This is a genomic window from Pseudomonas fluorescens (assembly GCF_000730425.1).
Classification (GTDB): Bacteria; Pseudomonadota; Gammaproteobacteria; order Pseudomonadales; family Pseudomonadaceae; genus Aquipseudomonas; species Aquipseudomonas fluorescens_X.
Genome location: NZ_CP008896.1, coordinates 5,938,627 through 5,957,383, shown reverse-complemented (window position 1 = coordinate 5,957,383; position 18,757 = coordinate 5,938,627). Strand labels below are relative to the sequence as shown.

22 protein-coding genes are annotated in these 18,757 nt (G+C 59.4%); 9 read left to right on the top strand and 13 right to left on the bottom strand.

Going from position 1 to position 18,757, the window contains the following annotated elements:
- Nucleotides 1–25 precede the first annotated feature (25 nt).
- A complete protein-coding gene (locus tag HZ99_RS26840) occupies nucleotides 26–469 on the top strand; it encodes a MarR family winged helix-turn-helix transcriptional regulator (protein WP_038447505.1) in 444 nt (147 codons plus the stop codon).
- A gap of 208 nt (nucleotides 470–677) precedes the next feature.
- Nucleotides 678–1,097: an organic hydroperoxide resistance protein gene (locus HZ99_RS26835; RefSeq protein WP_038447502.1), complete on the top strand. Its 420-nt coding sequence runs from the start codon at nucleotides 678–680 to the stop codon at nucleotides 1,095–1,097.
- 60 nt (nucleotides 1,098–1,157) lie between these two features.
- Here HZ99_RS26835 and HZ99_RS26830 read toward each other — a convergent pair whose 3' ends face one another.
- Nucleotides 1,158–1,730: an elongation factor P gene (locus HZ99_RS26830; RefSeq protein ID WP_029298017.1), complete on the bottom strand. Its 573-nt coding sequence runs from the start codon at nucleotides 1,728–1,730 to the stop codon at nucleotides 1,158–1,160.
- A gap of 49 nt (nucleotides 1,731–1,779) precedes the next feature.
- Nucleotides 1,780–2,913 (bottom strand): elongation factor P maturation arginine rhamnosyltransferase EarP, encoded by a 1,134-nt coding sequence (gene earP, locus HZ99_RS26825; RefSeq protein ID WP_038447499.1) that lies wholly within the window; start codon nucleotides 2,911–2,913, stop codon nucleotides 1,780–1,782.
- Between the two features lie 132 nt (nucleotides 2,914–3,045).
- On the opposite strand from earP, the gene HZ99_RS26820 reads away from it, so the two are divergent.
- Nucleotides 3,046–3,414 (top strand): hypothetical protein, encoded by a 369-nt coding sequence (locus HZ99_RS26820; protein ID WP_038447496.1) that lies wholly within the window; start codon nucleotides 3,046–3,048, stop codon nucleotides 3,412–3,414.
- A 12-nt stretch (nucleotides 3,415–3,426) separates the two neighbouring features.
- Complete coding sequence (locus HZ99_RS26815; RefSeq protein WP_038447492.1) at nucleotides 3,427–3,909, top strand: GreA/GreB family elongation factor; 483 nt, start codon at nucleotides 3,427–3,429, stop codon at nucleotides 3,907–3,909.
- Between the two features lie 5 nt (nucleotides 3,910–3,914).
- Here HZ99_RS26815 and cysB read toward each other — a convergent pair whose 3' ends face one another.
- The 5 genes from cysB to HZ99_RS26790 form a co-directional block, all read right to left on the bottom strand.
- A complete protein-coding gene (gene cysB, locus HZ99_RS26810) occupies nucleotides 3,915–4,889 on the bottom strand; it encodes an HTH-type transcriptional regulator CysB (protein ID WP_010176165.1) in 975 nt (324 codons plus the stop codon).
- Nucleotides 4,890–4,993: 104 nt separating this feature from the next.
- Nucleotides 4,994–5,494, bottom strand: coding sequence for a universal stress protein (locus tag HZ99_RS26805; RefSeq protein ID WP_029298005.1), 501 nt, complete (start codon nucleotides 5,492–5,494; stop codon nucleotides 4,994–4,996).
- Between the two features lie 70 nt (nucleotides 5,495–5,564).
- On the bottom strand, nucleotides 5,565–6,482 hold the full coding sequence (locus tag HZ99_RS26800; protein WP_038447487.1) for a 5'-nucleotidase: 918 nt from the start codon (nucleotides 6,480–6,482) through the stop codon (nucleotides 5,565–5,567).
- A 9-nt stretch (nucleotides 6,483–6,491) separates the two neighbouring features.
- Nucleotides 6,492–7,454, bottom strand: coding sequence for a putative 2-dehydropantoate 2-reductase (locus tag HZ99_RS26795; RefSeq protein WP_038447484.1), 963 nt, complete (start codon nucleotides 7,452–7,454; stop codon nucleotides 6,492–6,494).
- Nucleotides 7,451–7,786 (bottom strand): thioredoxin family protein, encoded by a 336-nt coding sequence (locus HZ99_RS26790; RefSeq protein ID WP_051903259.1) that lies wholly within the window; start codon nucleotides 7,784–7,786, stop codon nucleotides 7,451–7,453. Before HZ99_RS26790 ends, HZ99_RS26795 begins: the two co-directional genes overlap by 4 nt.
- Nucleotides 7,787–7,973: 187 nt before the next feature.
- On the opposite strand from HZ99_RS26790, the gene HZ99_RS26785 reads away from it, so the two are divergent.
- On the top strand, nucleotides 7,974–9,050 hold the full coding sequence (locus tag HZ99_RS26785; protein ID WP_038447481.1) for a 3-deoxy-7-phosphoheptulonate synthase: 1,077 nt from the start codon (nucleotides 7,974–7,976) through the stop codon (nucleotides 9,048–9,050).
- A 56-nt stretch (nucleotides 9,051–9,106) separates the two neighbouring features.
- Here the strand turns inward: HZ99_RS26785 and HZ99_RS26780 are convergent, their stop codons facing one another.
- The gene (locus HZ99_RS26780; protein WP_029297992.1) at nucleotides 9,107–9,388 is read right to left on the bottom strand and encodes a GNAT family N-acetyltransferase; all 282 of its coding nucleotides are present in this window, start codon (nucleotides 9,386–9,388) and stop codon (nucleotides 9,107–9,109) included.
- A 613-nt stretch (nucleotides 9,389–10,001) separates the two neighbouring features.
- Here HZ99_RS26780 and oprI point away from each other — a divergent pair.
- Nucleotides 10,002–10,253 (top strand): outer membrane lipoprotei OprI, encoded by a 252-nt coding sequence (gene oprI, locus HZ99_RS26775; RefSeq protein WP_003172710.1) that lies wholly within the window; start codon nucleotides 10,002–10,004, stop codon nucleotides 10,251–10,253.
- A gap of 134 nt (nucleotides 10,254–10,387) precedes the next feature.
- Here oprI and HZ99_RS26770 read toward each other — a convergent pair whose 3' ends face one another.
- The 3 genes from HZ99_RS26770 to HZ99_RS26760 are packed head-to-tail and all read right to left on the bottom strand — an operon-like array spanning nucleotide 10,388 to nucleotide 12,374.
- Complete coding sequence (locus HZ99_RS26770; protein WP_038447478.1) at nucleotides 10,388–11,356, bottom strand: L,D-transpeptidase family protein; 969 nt, start codon at nucleotides 11,354–11,356, stop codon at nucleotides 10,388–10,390.
- A gap of 59 nt (nucleotides 11,357–11,415) precedes the next feature.
- Nucleotides 11,416–11,712: a hypothetical protein gene (locus tag HZ99_RS26765; protein ID WP_029297976.1), complete on the bottom strand. Its 297-nt coding sequence runs from the start codon at nucleotides 11,710–11,712 to the stop codon at nucleotides 11,416–11,418.
- Nucleotides 11,713–11,768: 56 nt separating this feature from the next.
- Complete coding sequence (locus tag HZ99_RS26760; protein ID WP_038447475.1) at nucleotides 11,769–12,374, bottom strand: arylesterase; 606 nt, start codon at nucleotides 12,372–12,374, stop codon at nucleotides 11,769–11,771.
- 10 nt (nucleotides 12,375–12,384) lie between these two features.
- On the opposite strand from HZ99_RS26760, the gene HZ99_RS26755 reads away from it, so the two are divergent.
- Together HZ99_RS26755 and HZ99_RS26750 are read left to right on the top strand one after the other, a co-directional pair.
- A complete protein-coding gene (locus tag HZ99_RS26755; RefSeq protein WP_029297972.1) occupies nucleotides 12,385–13,068 on the top strand; it encodes an ABC transporter ATP-binding protein in 684 nt (227 codons plus the stop codon).
- Nucleotides 13,068–15,578, top strand: a complete 2,511-nt coding sequence (locus HZ99_RS26750) for an ABC transporter permease (protein WP_038447469.1) — start codon at nucleotides 13,068–13,070, stop codon at nucleotides 15,576–15,578. Before HZ99_RS26755 ends, HZ99_RS26750 begins: the two co-directional genes overlap by 1 nt.
- An 82-nt stretch (nucleotides 15,579–15,660) precedes the next feature.
- Here HZ99_RS26750 and greB read toward each other — a convergent pair whose 3' ends face one another.
- On the bottom strand, nucleotides 15,661–16,134 hold the full coding sequence (greB, locus tag HZ99_RS26745) for a transcription elongation factor GreB (protein ID WP_038447467.1): 474 nt from the start codon (nucleotides 16,132–16,134) through the stop codon (nucleotides 15,661–15,663).
- Nucleotides 16,135–16,270: 136 nt separating this feature from the next.
- Nucleotides 16,271–17,449, bottom strand: coding sequence for a hypothetical protein (locus tag HZ99_RS26740; protein ID WP_038447465.1), 1,179 nt, complete (start codon nucleotides 17,447–17,449; stop codon nucleotides 16,271–16,273).
- Between the two features lie 21 nt (nucleotides 17,450–17,470).
- Between HZ99_RS26740 and HZ99_RS26735 the strand changes: the two genes are divergently transcribed.
- Nucleotides 17,471–18,448, top strand: a complete 978-nt coding sequence (locus HZ99_RS26735) for an IS5 family transposase (RefSeq protein WP_033902000.1) — start codon at nucleotides 17,471–17,473, stop codon at nucleotides 18,446–18,448.
- The last annotated feature ends 309 nt before the right edge of the window (nucleotides 18,449–18,757 follow it).

Sequence of the window (18,757 nt, the reverse complement as noted above, 5' to 3'; positions counted from 1 at the left end):
ATCAAATACGCTTTAAGGCCCTGCCATGACCGACTCTTGTGATGCCCTGCTCCTCGACAACCAACTGTGCTTCGCCCTGCACTCCACATCGTTGTTGATGACCAAAGTCTACAAACCCCTGCTGCAAGCCCTTGGCCTGACCTACCCGCAGTACCTGGCCATGCTGGTGTTGTGGGAAAAAGATGGCCTGACCGTGGGCGAAATCAGCAGCCGCTTGCTGACCGATCCGGGATCGCTGACGCCACTGCTCAAGCGCCTGGAAGCCGAGGGCCTGCTAAGCCGCACACGCAATCGCGCCGATGAGCGCGTGGTCGTGGTGGAGTTGACCAACGCTGGCCGGGCACTGCGGGACAAGGCCCTGGATGTTCCCCCCTGCATCCTCGGCGCCAGCGGGCTGCAGATGGAGCAACTGCAGAAGCTGCAGGCAGACCTGCTGGAATTGCGCAGGAATTTGCAGGGTAGCGTCTAGCCTCCTGTAGGAGCCGGCTGGCGAAAATCGCCAATGATGACGCGGGTGCGTGGTGCCGCGCTCAGGTTTTTCGCCGGCAAGCCGGCTCCTACAGGTAATGGGAGTATTTTGAATTTTATATTGCGCGCAAACTATTTGCGCGATACATTTATTTAGCAACTTACTTAGCGCGCAAATTTTTAGCGCAAAACCAACAAGGAGATCTCCCATGCAAACGCTCTATACCGCAGTAGCCACCGCCACCGGCGGTCGTGATGGCCGTGCCGTTTCCAACGACAACATCCTCGACGTCAAACTTTCTACCCCAAAAGAACTGGGCGGTGCTGGCGGCCAGGCCACCAACCCGGAGCAACTGTTCGCCGCTGGCTACTCGGCCTGCTTTATTGGCGCCCTGAAATTCGTCGCCAGCCAAAACAAACGCAAGATCCCCGATAACGCCTCGATCACCGCCCATGTGGGCATCGGCCAGATTCCCGGTGGTTTTGGCCTGGACATCGACCTGCACGTGTCCCTGCCCGGCCTGGAGCAAGGCGAGGCTAAAAGCCTGGTAGACGCGGCACATCAGGTCTGCCCGTACTCCAATGCCACCCGCGGCAATGTTGATGTGCGCCTGCATATCACGGTGTGACTGGCAAACAGGCAAAAAAAACCCGACTCAAGGTCGGGTTTTTTGTCAGTAACGCCAGAATTACTTCTTGGCGCGACCTTTGTACGAACCACCTTCACGGGTGTCGATCTCGATCAGGTCGTCGATTTCGATGAAATCAGCAACTTGCAGTTCGGTACCGTTAGCCAGCTTGGCAGGCTTCATCACTTTGCCCGAAGTGTCGCCGCGAGCGGAACCTTCGGTGTAGGCAACCTTACGCACGATGGTGGTCGGCAGCTCTACGGAAACCAGGCGCTCTTCGAAGAAAATCGCTTCGCAGACGTCGGTCATGCCTTCTTCGATGAAAGGCAGAACGGCTTCGATATCTTCAGCGTTCAGCTCGTACATGGTGTAGTCGGTGGTGTCCATGAACGTGTAGGTGTCGCCGCTGATGAAGGACAGGGTCGCTTCCTTACGGTCGAGGATCACGTCGTCCAGCTTGTCATCAGCGCTGTATACGGTTTCGGTCTTGTAACCGGTCAGCAGGTTCTTCAGCTTGGTCTTCATGATTGCGCTGTTACGACCAGACTTGGTGAACTCAGCTTTCTGAACCAACCAAGGGTCGTTGTCGATACGGATCACGGTACCGGGTTTCAGTTCTTTACCAGTTTTCATTACGAATATCCGAAATTTGGATGGGATTTACAAAAATCAAGGTCGCGTATCATATCCAATTTTCATAAAACTGTACCAGCGCCGTCGCAAGATCGGCCTGCAAGGCCTGTTCCAGGCACCATTTCTCGGCGTGCACGGTCAGCTCCGGCCAATGTTCGAGCGCGATTTTCCAGCTTGAGGCCATATCGCTGTCTGTGTTCCAGGCTTGCCACAGGCCAATCAGCGCGGCGCTCGCGGGTGCAGACAACGCCTTGGTGTAGAGCGTCAGGAAGGCATCGAGCTTGTCCAGGTGAATGTCTTCATCCTGGCGGTAGATATGCCACAGCAGCGGGCGCCCGGCCCATTGTGCCCGTACGAAGGAGTCTTCGCCGCGCACGGCATTGAAATCGCAGCACCACAGCAGATGGTCGTATTGCTCCTGGCGCACGAACGGCAACACCTGCACCGTCAAGGTGCCGCGCAGATGAATATCCCCCACTGCCAGCTCAGCCACACCCAGCCAACGCTGCACGTCGCCAAGGATGCGCCCTTGCGGCACTAACAGGTGAGTGGCCTGTCCATCAACCGCCAATGCTTCCAGCCAACTGGCCAATCCCGCATTTTCGTAGGCAAACAGCGAGATCAATCGCGTGCCTACCGCAGGAACAACACCCAGCCACTGTAGGAATTCTTTCCTGGCTTGGGGATCACGCTGAAAAGCCTGACGCCGCTCGATCAACCCGGCCTCACGCAACAAGCCTCCCGTGCCTGGGAGAAATCCCGGAAAAAAGAAGTACTTTTGTACGCCCTTGAACTTCACCGACGGCAGGCCGTGACAACCGACGACCCATTCCTCGGCGCTTAAATAATCAAGGTTCATCCACAGCGGCGGCTGCTCACACCCGGCCATGGCTTCCATGTAGTCGTGGGGCAATTGGCAGGCAAATGCGGCAATCACCACATCGGCCGCCGGCGTAGCCACCCAGGTCGGTGACCAGTGGCGCACGTCGACACCCTCTTGCCACTGCTGGTCCAACTGCACATCCACCTCTGGGCACATGCGTTCGAACGCCCGCAAATCATCGACCCACAAGCGCACCCTGCATGCATGTTCCGCTGCCAGTTGCCGGGCCAGCCGCCAGGTCACGCCGATGTCGCCGTAGTTATCGACGACGCTGCAAAAAATATCCCAGCGGGCTTTCATTCCCGGCTCCATCATTCAAAGGCTCGATTGTCCGCATAAATGCGGCCATGCAGAAGGGTTGATCGCGATTATTCTGCACACCGGCTATGCGACAATCCCCAGCTCACCGCAAGCGCCCGCCAGGAGGCCGCCATGTCCGATCGCCCGCTGTCGATGTTCAAACTCAGTATTGCCGTGGCCCTGGGCCTTTGGCTGGGCGTTGTCGCCATCGCGCTGACGGGCTGGCTGGCCTCGCGCTACCTGCTCGAACAACCCGTGGCCACCGTCACCCAGGCCGTGCAACAGCTGGGCAAGCCGCCTGCCGCCATGCCTGAGCCACCGAACCAGATGTTTGAGCAATACCAGCAAAACCTGCACAAGCAGGCACAACAACAGGCGCTGGACCAGGCGAGGGACAACCCGCGCAACCTGTCCAACCCCAAATGCCAGTTCTGGCTCCAGCAGGACCAGAACGCCCCCAACGACAAGAGCCGGGCCAACGTCCTGCAATTTTGTGATTGAGCCGCAAGCCCCATGAATAAACACGCCGTCCTCCAGTTGATCCTGGAAAAACTCGCCGCCGACCTGGATGTGGCACAGCGCGCCGCGCAAACCGCCTACGAAACCGCGACCCATGAAGAAAACATCGCCGAGAACAAGTACGACACCCTGGGCCTGGAAGCCTCTTACCTCGCCGCAGGACAAGCCAGGCGCGTCGAGGAAATCAAACAGTCACTGGTGCTGTGCCAGAACCTCAACCTGCGGCCCTACGACGAGCAACGGGGTATCGAAGTGGGCACCCTGCTTGGCCTGGAAGATGACAACGACCGTCAGCAATGGCTGTTCCTCGCGCCAGACGCGGCAGGCCTGAAAGTCTATGTGGTGGGGCAGTTGGTGACCGTCATCACCCCTCGCTCGCCGCTGGGCAAAAGCCTGCTGGGCAAGTTTGAGGGAGATGAGGTGCAGATTCTGGTGGCGGGCGCCCGGCAACAATTCGTGGTGACCGAGGCCCGCTAGGCCGGTCAGTGAACCGGCAGTTCAACGCCGTCGAACAGCTCTTCCAGCTCTTGCTTGTTATGGCACTGGATCGCCTTGGCCATGACTTCACGGGTCAGGTGCGGGGCAAACTTCTCGATGAAATCGCACATGAAGCCACGCAGGAACGTGCCACGGCGGAAGCCGATCTTGGTCACGCTGGACTCGAACAATTCGCTGGCATCCAGCACGACCAGGTCGCTGTCGAGTTTGGTATCGACAGCCATCTTGGCCACGATGCCAACGCCCAGGCCCAGGCGCACGTAGGTCTTGATCACGTCGGCGTCAGCCGCAGTGAACACCACTTTGGGCGTGAGGCCGCGATGGCTGAAGGCTTCGTCAAGCTTGGAGCGGCCGGTGAAGCCGAACACGTAGGTAACAATCGGATATTCGGCCAGCGCTTCAAGGGTCAGCTTCGGCAACTTGGCCAGTGGGTGCCCCTGGGGCACCACGACGCAGCGGTTCCAGCGATAGCACGGCATCATCACCAGGTCACCGAACAGCTCCAGGGCTTCGGTGGCGATAGCGAAGTCGACGGTGCCGTCAGCCGCCATTTCGGCGATCTGCATCGGCGAGCCCTGGTGCATGTGCAAGGCCACGTCCGGGTACTGCTTGATGAACGAACTGATCACCGGCGGCAACGCGTACCGGGCCTGGGTGTGGGTAGTGGCAATCGACAGGGTGCCTTTTTTCTCGTTGGAGAATTCCTGGGCGATCTGCTTGATGCTTTCAACCTTGCGCAGGATTTCGCCAGCGGTGGTGATGATACGCTCACCGGCTGGCGTGACGCGGGTCAGGTGCTTGCCACTGCGGGCGAACACTTCGACGCCCAATTCGTCTTCCAGCAGGCGGATCTGTTTACTGATACCCGGTTGCGAGGTGTAGAGGCTTTGAGCCGTGGCGGAAACGTTGAGGTCGTGGTGCGCCACTTCCCAGATGTAGCGCAGTTGTTGAAGCTTCATATGTGTCCCTCAAAGCAGATAGACGCCACGGATATCAGCGACGGTATATAACTATATTAAAGGTTGGATTTATAAATCTAGAACTTTTTATCGTTTACGCCCCATCACACATCATCACTGCGCCGACGTTGCAGCAAAGGCACCAGATAGACCGGTACCTGAGATAGCTGCAGCACCCGCGCCGCCGTACGCCCCAACGGGGTCGAGATCCCTGCGCCCTGGCTATGACTCCCTACGATCAACAAATCCACCGAGAGTTTCTGCGCCTGGTCGAGAATCACTTGGGCGGGATCCCCCTGGATCACCCGCACCGAACGAATCGCCTGCAAGTCCTGCTCGCCGTCCTGCAACTCTTCACGAAAACTGTCCAGCACCCGCTGTTCGATGTTCGCCATTACGGTGTTCAGCCCCTGGCTCTGCCATTCGCTCAAGGCTTGCTCGTCCAGATAGGTCTGCAGCACCGACTCAGCGAACAACCCGATCGGCTCCACCACATGAATCACATACAGGTCTGCCTTGAACGTGCGCGCCATCGCCAGCGCATGTTGCATCACGTAAGGCGCATACACACCCAGGTCTGAGGCATACAACATCGACCGAATCATAGAACCTCCTGGACTGCCAGGATGGCGGGGACTGTTTCAGCTTAGCAGCGCCTCCGCGACTGCGATGAACTTAGCTCTCGACCTGGACTTTGGGCTCATTGCTCACGCCATGGGGGACATGCCCGGTGGCCACGACCTCCCTGGCTTTCTCGCAATGGCCAGCCTGGTCGTCAAAAAACACGTCGGCAGCGAACGCCTCAAGGAATGCTGATTTTTCCAGGCCGCCAAGAAACAGCGATTCATCCAGGCGGATGTCCCACTCGCGCAATGTGCGGATCACCCGTTCGTGGGACGGGGCCGAACGGGCCGTCACCAGCGCCGTGCGGATCGGGCATGACTCGTCGGGAAACTCGCGCTGCAGCAGATTGAGGGCCGCCAGGAACCCCTTGAATGGCCCACCACGCAAAGGTTCGCGGGCCGCTTGCCGCTCGCTGGCCTGGAACGCTTCCAGGCCGCCGCTTTGGTAGACACGCTCGGACTCGTCGGAAAACAGCACCGCGTCACCGTCGAAGGCAATCCGCAATTCGGCACTGGAGGCCCGGCGGGCACCGCCAGACAAAATGGTCGCCGCCGCAAAACCGGCATCCAGCGCGCTGCGTACATCTTCGGCATGGGTCGAAAGGAACAAGTGACTGCCAAACGCCGCCAGATAAGGGTGGGGATTACGCCCACCGACGAAGGCGGCGCGGGAAATATCCAGGCCGTAGTGCTGGATCGAATTGAACACGCGCAAACCGGTGTCGGCACTGTTGCGAGACACCAGCACCACTTCGACCCGCGCGCGGCCAAGGCTGGCATTGAGGGTCAGGAGTTTCTTGACCAGGGGGAAGGCATCCCCCGGCTCAAGGATTTCTTCCTCGTGATCGATCTGATACTTGCGATAGGCCTCGACGCCCTGGGCCAGATAAACCTTATGGCTTTCGCCCAGGTCGAACAGTGCCCGCGAGGAAATCGCCAGAACCAGTTTGTCGCTCATGCCTTTGGCCATGTCTGCTCCTCAGCCGTTACGTCGATCGATAAAGCCCAGGGCCTGATACAGCGCCTGCATCCGCGGCAATTCGCAACCGGCGGCCCGGGCAGCGGCCAACGGGCGAGCGTAGATCGCAGCCAACTCCAGCGGGCGCTGGTGCACGTGATCGTGATACATGCTTGGCCAGTAGTCCGTCAAACGCTCGGTCATGCTGAACATCTGCTCGGCGTAACCCGGCGCGATCTGATGACCACACGCCCGGGCGCCCTGCACCACTTCGGCCATCAAGCCCTGGATCAACTCCCGGCTGGATTCGTCGGCCATCAACGCAGAGGTATTCGCACCGAGCAGCACCGACAGACCGTTATACGGCACATTCCACACCAGCTTATGCCAGCGCGCCTGGTCCAGGTCAGGCATGGCCTGGGAGTCGATCCCGGCGTGGCGAAACAGCCCGGCGCCCTCTTCGACAATCGCCTGGCGGCGTGCAGCATCATGGGTCGCGCTACCACTGTGATAGCCAAGGCTGACCCGGCCCATGGCCTGGTGCTCGACAATCCCCGGCCCGGAGCGGTGTACGCAGATGTAACAAAGCCCCCCGAGCAAATGCAGGGACTCAGGCAGATGTTCGCGCAGGCCGTCCTCGACACCGAGTCCGTTTTGCAGCAGCACGACCTTGGCATCAGGCGCCGCCACCTGGGCGATGGTCGGCGCCAGTTCAACGTTGCCGGTCGTCTTGGTACCCACCAACAGCCAGTCGCAAGACGGCATGTCGGCCGCATTGGCATAGGCCTGTACCGGGTGCAGGCTCAAGGCACCATGCACCGCACTATTGAGTTGCAAGCCACGCTCACTGACCGCCGCGTATTCACTGCGCAGCAAGAAATGCACGTCGAAACCGGCGCGTGCCAGCATCAACCCGTAAAAACCACCAATGGCGCCGGTGCCGATAATCCCAATACGCGGCCCAGGTTCAACTGCACTCGTCATGGCAACTCCTCTGGTTCTTGTTTGAGCGCCTCATTTATAGCGTCGCTGAGGTCGCTGGCGTTCAGGCCCATCTGGAGTGCGCCATGAAGTTGACCCTCGCACACTACAAATAAAGCCGGCAAATGAAAGATCCCATAGCGCTGCACCGCGCCACCATTGTGCCCGGCGTCGACCCAGCAGATGCGCGCAACCGGCAGGTTCCAACCCGACATCTGCTGACGCGCCCAACGGCAACTGGAACATCCAACGCTGGTAAACACCAGCAGCGAAGCGCCAGGTAGCGCCAGCAACTGCTGGTCAATATCCAAATCCGTCAATTCAAACGCTTTCACTCGATCAGCACCACGACCTTTAACCAGGCAACACACTATCAGGCCGTATGACACCGCGCGCAATTGCCCATTGTCGAGCAGCCGTGTACGCGCTAAGGTTCGGCTCCCCGCTGCATTTAAATCATGCTGTGCTCCGCCGCACGGGGTTCGCTGGCGGCCGGCACCCGTGACCCTGACGAGTAACACGATGGCTGATTTACCGATCAACGACCTAAACGTCGAATCCAACGAGACCCTGATCACGCCCGATCAGCTCAAGCGCGAAATCCCTTTGAGCAACGCTGCACTGCAGACTGTCACCAAGGGCCGCGAAGTCATTCGTGACATCCTCGACGGCACTGACCACCGCCTGTTCGTGGTGATCGGCCCATGCTCGATCCACGACCTCAAGGCCGCCCACGAGTACGCCGAGCGCCTCAAGGTGCTGGCGGCGGAAGTGTCCGACACCTTGTACCTGGTGATGCGCGTGTATTTCGAGAAGCCACGGACCACCGTCGGCTGGAAAGGCCTGATCAACGATCCGTACCTGGACGACTCGTTCAAGATCCAGGACGGCTTGCATATCGGTCGCCAGCTGCTGCTGGACCTGGCTGAAATGGGCCTGCCAACGGCCACCGAAGCCCTGGACCCGATTTCCCCGCAGTACCTGCAGGACCTGATCAGTTGGTCGGCGATTGGCGCGCGTACCACCGAGTCGCAAACCCACCGGGAAATGGCGTCCGGCCTGTCCTCTGCCGTGGGTTTCAAGAACGGTACCGATGGCGGCCTGACCGTAGCGATCAATGCCTTGCAGTCGGTTTCCAGCCCACACCGTTTCCTGGGGATCAACCAGGAAGGTGGCGTATCCATCGTCACCACCAAGGGCAACGCCTATGGCCACGTGGTACTGCGTGGCGGCAATGGCAAGCCCAACTATGACTCGGTCAGCGTAGCCCTGTGCGAACAGGCCCTGGCCAAGGCGAAGATCAAGCCCAACATCATGGTCGATTGCAGCCACGCCAACTCCAACAAGGATCCGGCCCTGCAACCGCTGGTGATGGAAAACGTGGCCAACCAGATCCTGGAAGGCAATCAGTCGATTATCGGCCTGATGGTCGAGAGTCACCTGAACTGGGGATGCCAGGCGATTCCCAAGGATCTGGCCGACCTGCAATACGGCGTGTCGATCACCGATGCCTGCATCGACTGGTCCGCCACCGAAACCACCCTGCGCAGCATGCACGCCAAGCTCAAGGACGTTCTGCCCAAGCGCCAACGTACCTGACGCACACAAAAACGCCGGGCTAAGCCCGGCGTTTTTTTATGCCTGCACGTTGGCTTTCACAGCTTCGCAGCATGGCGCTGGTGGCGCTCCATGTAGCGCTCCACGTAGGAGCAGGACGGGATCACCGTGTAGCCCATGCTCTCGGCGTATTGCAGCGCCTCTTCGGTCAGCGCAGCGGCAATGCCGCGCCCACGCAGGGCATTGGGCACAAACGTGCGGTAAATATCCAGGGTCTGCTTCCCCAGGTCCATGTAGGTCAGATAGGCACGATGACCGTCCACATTGGTCTCGAACTGATGACCAGCCTGGTCATGGTGGATGGACAACGCCTCGCTCATCACTACTCCTCGCGGGTCTTGGTTTCTGACCCGTACCTTACCGATGTTTTTCCGGCGAAGGAACATCTACGCCACCCGTGCCGGTTTCGACAACGAGAAAAGCCCTGAAGCACTCACACCCCGCACGCAGGAATAGTAGGCACCAATCCTGCCATTGCTCAAGGGACACTCGTCATCCACCGGGCTGGCGGACATAGAAAGGGCTGATCGAGCAACTGGTGGTCGATAGCCTGAACATTGCCGGCAATTGAAGCTTAAGACGAACCACCGCTTTTAAAGTCACCTGTATATGCGCGAAAGATGCCCATCAGCACCTGGACAATCTGAACAATAGTATTCACGCAGATATATAAATTGACATCGACTTACAACGTTTAACACTTGCCAGGCGGTGCTTTCAGCCTGGATCCAATTTTTGACTGAGCAGCAAAAACTGGATATTTTTTATACAAACTCGCTAAAGGTTAGCCAAAATAGATTCGGCACAAGAATTTTTTTTGCTTCTTGCGCTACGTCAGTTTACTTACTACAAGTAATGGGTAGTATGTACGCCGGCTATTAGCTCACTCTGAGAAAGTAGCCATTAAATAGAAAGTCCTTGAAGGGGAACACGATGAACAACGTTCTGAAATTCTCTGCTCTGGCTCTGGCCGCAGTTCTGGCTACCGGTTGCAGCAGCGTCTCCAAAGAAACCGAAGCTCGTCTGACTGCAACTGAAGACGCAGCAGCTCGCTCCCAGGCTCGTGCAGACGAAGCCTACCGTAAAGCTGATGAAGCTCTGGCTGCTGCTCAAAAAGCACAACAGACTGCTGACGAAGCTAACGAGCGCGCTCTGCGCATGCTTGAAAAAGCTAGCCGCAAGTAATAATCCTTCGGGGTTGTTATCAAGCCGATCCATTTTTGGATCGGCTTTTTATTGCCCGTAATCCGGCTTTGGATCCCGGACAATAAAAAACCCGCCAGGAACAATCCATGACGGGCTTCGATTGACGACAGGTGTTACTGCTGCAGGTCGACTGGCATGCTGGTGACCATCGGCGCGGCGCCCGGCTCACCGATTTGCGCCGGCAAGCCATCTTCGGCCGCCACGACATCACGTACTTCATCCCAATTGACCCGCAGGTTATTGGCCAGGTCTTCACGCTTGAGCATCGCGTTGATGACGGCGGTGTGCTTGTCGACCACCGACGGCGTGCCATCGTCATTCAATGGCGCATGGGCCTCCAGATAGACCTTGCCACCGCTGATACCAAACTTGTAGGCATCATTGATGATGCGCACCGGTGTCCCTACCGGGACCATTGCGGCCATCTGCAGCACGTTGTTGTTGAACATGCGGAAGCAGCCATGGCTGGTACGGGTACCAATGCCGAACTTCTTGTTGGAACCGTGAATCAGGTAGCCCGGCGTCCCCAGGGTGAACTTGAACGGCCCCAGGGGGTTGTCGGGACCTGCCGGCACCACGTTGGGCAGCGGGTCGCCGTCCGCCGCGTGCTCGGCCTTGATCGACGCGGGCGGGGTCCATGTCGGGTTGGGTGTCTTGGCAATGATGCTGGTATGGGCAATCGGCGAGCCCCAGCCTTCGCGACCGATCCCGAGCGGAAAGGTGTACACCACGCTCTGGCCCTTGGGGTAGTAGTACAGGCGGTACTCGGCCAGGTTGATCACAATGCCTTCCCGGGGGCCGGGCGGCAGGATGAAACGGGTCGGCAACACAATCTCGGCTCCAGCCCCTGGCAGCCAGGCGTCGACGCCCGGATTGGCCGCGACCATCTCCGAATAGCCCAGGTCATAAGTAGCCCCCAGGTCGGCAAACGTGTCTTCATACTTGGCCTTGATCACCTGGACCTGGCCGACAATGTCTTCACCCGGCGGTGGCAGGGGTAGTTGCAGGGCAGCAACAGGGCCGGCTGCACACAATGCAGCGAGAGACAGGCAACGGGTGACGACAGGCAGGCGCGACAACATCCGGATAATCCTTCGCAGATCGACGGGGGTAAAATGGCGATTGTAGCGTGTACCTGCCCTTAAAGCTCGAAGCGCAGCTCAGGCCAGATAGGCGGCGTGCCGCGCTTTTGCGATTCGAGAATCGCCCGGCACAAGGGGCACAGGCGCTGATCCTGGAAAATCGAGCGATCCACGGAGGACCAGCGTGGCTGGGCAGGCAGCAATGTGCCGCAGAGCGTGCGGTCGATGGTACCGCCCAGCTCCAACTGGCGTGTCACCAGATGCACCTTCACTTCCTGGCAGGCGAACAGATCCAACTGCTCGTCGGGCTCGATCAGTTGGTAGGCAAACAGGGACCAGGCAGGACGCGACGACATCGGGGGCTCCAAATCGGGGGCGCCACCTTAGCCGAAAGACCGCTGCTAGAAAAGCGTCATAACAGCGGTTTTAGCGTCGGCCAGACATTTTCCAGCAACTTGGCCTGGGCGCCGACTGCCGGGTGCAGTTGATCAGCCTGCATCATGTCCGGATGGCCACCCACCCCCTCAAGGAAAAACGGCACCAGGGGAACGTTTTTTTCCTTGGCCAGCACACCATAGACTTCGGCAAATGCCGTGGTGTATCGCGGGCCATAATTGGGCGGCAACTGCATCCCCAGCAGCAGCACCTTGGCGCCACCAGCCTTGGACTGGTCAATCATCGACGCAAGATTTTGTTGCAATTGCGCCGGGGGCTGGCCACGCAAGCCGTCGTTACCGCCCAACTCGATAACCACCACGTCGGGCTTGTGCTCTGCAAGCGCCGCTGGCAGCCGCGCGAGGCCTCCGGCACTGGTGTCGCCGCTGATGGAGGCGTTGACCACTTTGTCATCGAAACCCTCCTGCTTGAGCCGCTGCTCCAGCAGTGCCACCCACCCCTTGCGGGTATCCAGGCCGAAACCGGCACTGATACTATCGCCAACGATCAGGACAGTACCCGCCGCTGCGTTCTGGGCCATGCACATCAGGGCCAGGCCAGCACTCAAAAACCATATTCGCATCGGATTCTCCATGGGCGCATGCATTCTCACCGCGCAGAACCTTAGCAAAGTGGTTCCCAGCGCGGAAGGTGAACTGACCATCCTGCACGAACTGAGCCTGGAACTGAACAAGGGCGATAGCCTGGCTATCGTCGGCAGTTCCGGTTCCGGAAAATCCACGCTCCTTGGCCTGCTGGCTGGACTCGACCTACCCAGCAGCGGTGAGGTCACCCTCGCCGGCCAGGCTCTGAGTGTCCTCGACGAGGACCAACGGGCACGTATCCGTGCCGAACACGTCGGCTTTGTGTTCCAGTCGTTCCAATTGCTCGACAGCCTCAATGCCCTGGAAAACGTCATGCTGCCCCTGGAACTGGACGGGCGCAAGGATGCCCGCGAACGCGCCCGGCACTTGCTCGAACGGGTCGGCCTGGGCCAGCGCCTGACCCATTCTCCCCGCCAGCTCTCGGGTGGCGAGCAGCAACGCGTGGCGATTGCCCGCGCGTTCGCGGCCGAACCGGATGTGCTGTTTGCCGATGAACCCACCGGCAACCTCGACAGCCATACCGGCGAGCGCATCAGCGACCTGCTGTTCGAGCTCAATAAAGAGAACGGCACCACGCTGGTGCTGGTGACCCATGACGAGCGCCTGGCACATCGCTGCCGACGCCTGATCCGTCTTGAAGCCGGCCTGATGGTCGAGCCCCTGGAGCCTTGATGGCACGCCTGCCGCTGTTGCGCCTGTTCAGCCTTGCCCTGCGCCAATTGCTGCGCGATGCCCGCGCCGGTGAATTACGCGTGTTGTTCTTCGCCCTGCTTGTGGCGGTGGCCGCCAGCACCGCCATCGGCTATTTCGGAGCACGGCTCAACGGTGCGATGCTGTTGCGCGCCACCGAGTTCCTCGGCGCCGACCTGGTGCTGGAGGGCAGCTCCCCTGCCCGCCCCGAGCAGATAACCAGCGGCACGCAACTGGGCCTGGCGCACGCCAGGGTGGTGGAGTTCTCCAGCGTCATCGCCACAGACAACGGTATCCAGCTATCGAGTATCAAGGCGGTCAACGAGCAGTATCCCCTACGCGGCCAACTGAAAAGTGCTGCGCAGCCGTTCGCCGAGCAAACCTCGGGGGGCGGGCCGAAAGCCGGTGAGGCCTGGGTCGAGGCACGCCTGCTGACCGCCCTGGACCTGAAAGTCGGCGACAGTATCGACGTCGGCATGAAAACCCTGCGTCTGGCCCGTGTCCTCACCTATGAGCCGGATCGAGCCGGCAACTTCTATAGCCTCACCCCACGGGTGATGATCAACCTGGCCGACCTTGAGGCCACGGGCGTAGTCCAGCCGGGCAGCCGGGTGAGCTACCGCGAGCTGTGGCGTGCGCCGCAAGCCAGTACTGCCCTGCAAACCTACCGCGACCAACTGGCGCCAGGGCTGGCCGCCAACCAGCGCCTGCAGGATGCACGGGACGGCAACCAGCAGATCGGTGGAGCCCTGGGCAAGGCCGAGCGCTACCTGAACATGGCCAGCCTGGTCGCCGTGCTGCTGTCCGGAGTAGCCGTGGCGCTGTCGGCAAACCGCTTTGCCAGCCGCCGCTTCGACGCCAGCGCGCTGTTGCGCTGCCTGGGTCTGTCGCGCCGGGAAACCATGCTGCTGTTCAGCCTACAACTGACCGTCCTCGGCTTGCTGGCCAGCCTCGCCGGTGCGGCACTGGGCTGGCTCGCACAATTGGGTCTGTTTTATCTGTTGCACGATCTGCTGCCGACAGACGTGCCACCGGGTGGACTGCTGCCCGCCATCGCCGGCATCGGTACCGGGCTGGTAGCCCTGGCCGGTTTTGCTCTCCCTCCCCTGGCGGCCCTGGGCCGAGTCCCGCCGTTGCGGGTATTACGGCGCGACTTGTTACCGATCCCTTCCAGCACCTGGATGGTGTATGGCGCCGCGTTGTTTGCCCTGGGCCTGATCATGTGGCGCCTGAGCCTGGACCTGGTGCTGACCTTCGCCCTGCTGGGGGGCGGGGTGATCGCCGCGTTGATCCTCGGTGGCCTGCTCTTGTTGCTGCTGCAAAGCCTACGCCGCCTGCTGGCACGCGCCGCCCTGCCCTGGCGCCTTGGCTTGGGCCAGCTATTGCGCCACCCGTTGGCGGCGGCAGGCCAGTCCCTGGCGTTTGGCCTGATCCTGCTCTCGATGGGGTTGATCGCCTTGCTGCGTGGCGAGTTGCTGGACACCTGGCAAAACCAGTTGCCCAAGGACGCGCCCAATTATTTCGCCCTCAATATCCTGCCGGCCGACAAGGACGCCTTTGGCGCCCGCCTGCTGGAGCTACAGGCGCAGGCCGCGCCCTTGTATCCCGTGGTGCCAGGGCGTCTGATCAGCATCAACGGCGAACCGGTGCAGGAGATTGTCAGCAAGGACTCCAGTGGCGATCGTGCAATACAACGTGACTTGAGCCTGACCTGGGCGGCCAGCCTGCCCCCTGGCAATACCCTGACATCGGGTACCTGGTGGGCGGATCAGCCGGGCGATGAGATTCCTGGTGTCTCGGTAGAGGCCAAAGTCGCCGAAAGCCTCAAGCTCAAGCTCAACGACCACCTGGTCTTCACCGTTGGCGGGGAGAACCGTGAGGCCCGGGTCACGAGCCTGCGGGAGATCAACTGGGACAACTTCCAGCCCAACTTTTTCATGATCTTCCAACCGGGCACCCTGAAGGACCTGCCGGCCACGTACCTGACCAGCTTCTACCTGGCCGCCGGCCATGACCAGCAGATCGTCGACCTGTCCCGGGCTTTCCCGGCAGTGACCATCCTGCAGGTCGAAGCGCTGCTGGCCCAACTGCGCAGCATCCTGGCCCAGGTCACACTGGCCGTGGAGTATGTGCTGCTGTTTGTCCTCGCGGCGGGCATGGCGGTACTGTTCTCCGGCCTGCAGGCCACCCTGGACGAACGCATTCGCCAGGGCGCCTTGCTACGCGCCCTGGGGGCAGAACGCAAATTGCTGGTCAAGGCCCGGCGTATCGAGTTCGGGCTGCTGGGTGCGGTCAGCGGACTGTTGGCGGCGCTGGGTACAGAGTTAGTGACCCTGGTGCTGTATCGCTACGCATTTGACCTGGTCTGGCAGCCGCATCCCTGGCTGCTGGTGCTACCGGTGATTGGCGCAGTTTTGATCGGCGGTGCTGGGGTATTCGGCACACGCCGCGCGCTGAACGCCAGCCCGCTTGCGGTATTGCGCGAAGGTTGAAACAAAAAAACCGGCTCCCCTTTGGGAGCCGGATCGCTGCATCGCTGTGTTCTTCAAGGCGCCATCGCCGGCAAGCCGGCTCCTACTTGATGTACTCGATCCCGGTAATCCACCAGCACATTTCGCCGCCTGGCGTCTGCACAATGGCCTCATCGTCTACCTCTTTGCGCAGCAGGGCCCTGGCCATGGGTGAGTCGATGGAGATGTAGTCCATGCGTTCATATATCTCGTCATAGCCCACGATCCGAAAACGCTTGGTTTGCCCCTGCTCGTTCTCGATATCCACCCAGGCCCCGAAGAACACCTTGCCCTCCTGCTCGGGCATGTATTCCACAACCCGCATATCTTCCAGGCGTTTGCGCAAGTAACGCACCCGGCGATCGATTTCGCGCAGCAGCTTCTTGTTGTACTGGTAGTCGGCGTTTTCGCTGCGATCTCCCAGCGAAGCTGCCCAGGTCACCTTGCGCGTGGTATCAGGACGCTTTTCTCGCCACAGGTAATCAAGCTCCTTCTTCAGCGCCTCATGACCTTCTTTGGTAATCAGCTTGGTACTCAAAAGCGTCACATCCCCACGAAATATCCATTGGTTCACCCCCCTGCATCAGCCATGGATGCACTGGCCGCCTGACGGCCAACCGGTCAGGCTCGATGATAAATGAACGCTGGAAAGTAGCCAGGACTGATTCCCCCGGTCAATCGGCCTCTGGTTCTTTACTTGGCTCCTGCTCAGCCTTTTCCACAGGAAACAAGGCTCCATCCAGGCGGTAAAGCAACGCCCTCAGGTCGCCCCTGAAGCCCGACAGTTGCCCCAGACCTGTCGCCAATTGCTCGGCCTGCTGCTGGGACGCCCTGTCCAGCGTCTGCAGCCTGAAGGACTCGTCTTCCAACTGCCGGGCCCAGCCCTCCAGGCGGCGTTGTTCTGCCTGCTGTAACTGCGCATCCCGGGTCAGTTGCTCTTCACGATCATTCAACGCTTCGGTTCGATGCTGCAAAGCCGCCTCCAGCACGGTCAACTGTTGATTGGCCTGCTCCAATGCGCCTTTTTCCCGTAGCAACTGGCTTCTCTGCTGCTCAAGCTCCTCCTGCTGCTGTAACACCACGCGCTTCTGCGCCGTCAACTCTTGCGCCACACGAGCAAGATTGGTCAGCGTAGTGTCCACCTCAAGCAGGGATGACTGATCCGCCACCACGGCAGGCGAAACGACTTCGGGCGGCGCAACAGGCTGTTGCACTTGCGGAGCAGGTACGTGTGGCTCCGGCATCTTCGGTGGTGCAGGCAATGGATCGGCAGGCGTTGCTGCTGACAGGCCTGCCGTCGGCTCTTCGTCCCGCTCCTGGATCGCAGCCTCACTGCGACCTGCCGTACCTGGCGGAGGCAGCATTTTTGACGAGAAGCGAATAGACGGCACGATCAACTCGGCGCTCTCAATCGCGGGTAGGCCAATGACAGAAGTTCCCAGAGTGATCACCTTCATCACCAATGCCTTCTTGATCATCAGCGAGTGATGATCCTCTGGCCTGGCCGCCGGTAGCTTACTGCCCTTCAGATCAACGAAATGATAAGCCACCTGCGACTCTGAGGTATTGCCATCCTTGACACCGGAAGCCGTGGCCATGGTGATGATCTGCTTGAGGACGCTCATCGCCTGTTGCAGGCTCTCCTTGGACTCGATACCTCCAAGAAAGTACCGCTCGGCCTTTTTACGCAATGCGGCGATGTAGACCCTGGAGCTTCCGGGCTCGACCTCTTCATCCAAGCTATAGACAAGAAAGTTCGAAGCGATCTGCGGTACCGCAAAACAACAAAGCAATGCACCGTTAAGGAAACTCTGAAAAAGACTTCCAAATCTGGTGAGATACGGCTGTCCCACGAACTGAACGGTTGAGCCCCGATGAAGCAAATGTCTTTCGCTGATGCCGAGTACGCAGGCAAACGTAAGCAGACCCGCCGTGAGCGTTTCCTGATTGAGATGGATCAGGTCGTGCCCTGGAAAGGCCTGATTGCGTTGATCGAGCCGCATTATCCGAAGGGTGAAGGCGGTCGTCCGGCGTATCCGTTGATGGCCATGCTGCGGGTTCATCTGATGCAAAACTGGTTCGGCTACAGCGATCCGGCGATGGAAGAGTCCCTCTACGAAACCACGATTCTGCGCCAGTTTGCCGGGCTGCATTTGGATCGGATTCCGGATGAAACCACGATCCTCAACTTCCGCCGGCTGTTGGAAAAACATGAGCTGGCCGGTGGGATTTTGCAGGTCATCAACGGCTATTTGGGCGACCGAGGTTTGCTGCTGCGTCAGGGAACTGTGGTCGATGCGACGATCATTCATGCGCCCAGTTCGACCAAGAACAAGGACGGTAAACGCGACCCCGAAATGCACCAGACAAAGAAAGGAAATCAGTACTATTTCGGGATGAAATCGCACATCGGTGTCGATGTTGAATCCGGTCTGGTACATAGCGTGGTGGGCACGGCGGCGAATGTGGCGGACGTGACTCAGGTCGATCAGTTGCTGCATGGCGAGGAAACTTACGTCTCTGGCGATGCCGGTTACACCGGCGTGGAGAAGCGTGCGGAGCATCAACATCGCCAGATGATCTGGTCGATCGCAGCGCGCCCCAGCAGCTATAAGAAGCATGCAAAAAAGAGCCTGATCGGTCGCATGCGCCGCAAAATCGAATACGCGAAAGCTCAAGTCCGGGCCAAGGTTGAGCATCCATTCAGGGTGATCAAGCGCCAGTTTGGTTATACGAAAGTCCGCTTCCGAGGCTTGGTGAAAAACACCGCGCAGCAGACCACACTGTTTGCCTTATCGAACCTGTGGATGATGCGAAAACGACTGTTGAATGCAGGCGAGGTGCGCCTGTGATGTGGACAATGAGCCCTGAAAAGGTGCTATTCCGCAAAAAACAGTGAACTGACAGGAGGAAAGGTCTGATTTTCGATTAAGTCGGTGTTTTTTGAACCTCAGACAGCGAGGCCGTTAAAAACGGCTGCTTACTTCAGACCTTCCCTAACCGGGGAATCATGACCAGAGTGTTCAAGAACAAGAGTACGTAGAAGCATCATGAGTATCGGACTCCATTACGGTAGTACTTCATATACACGTCATCCAGCAAATAAAATCAACGCAACATCAAACGCTACGCAATTGTTTCAGCGAGTAATTGGGCCACAT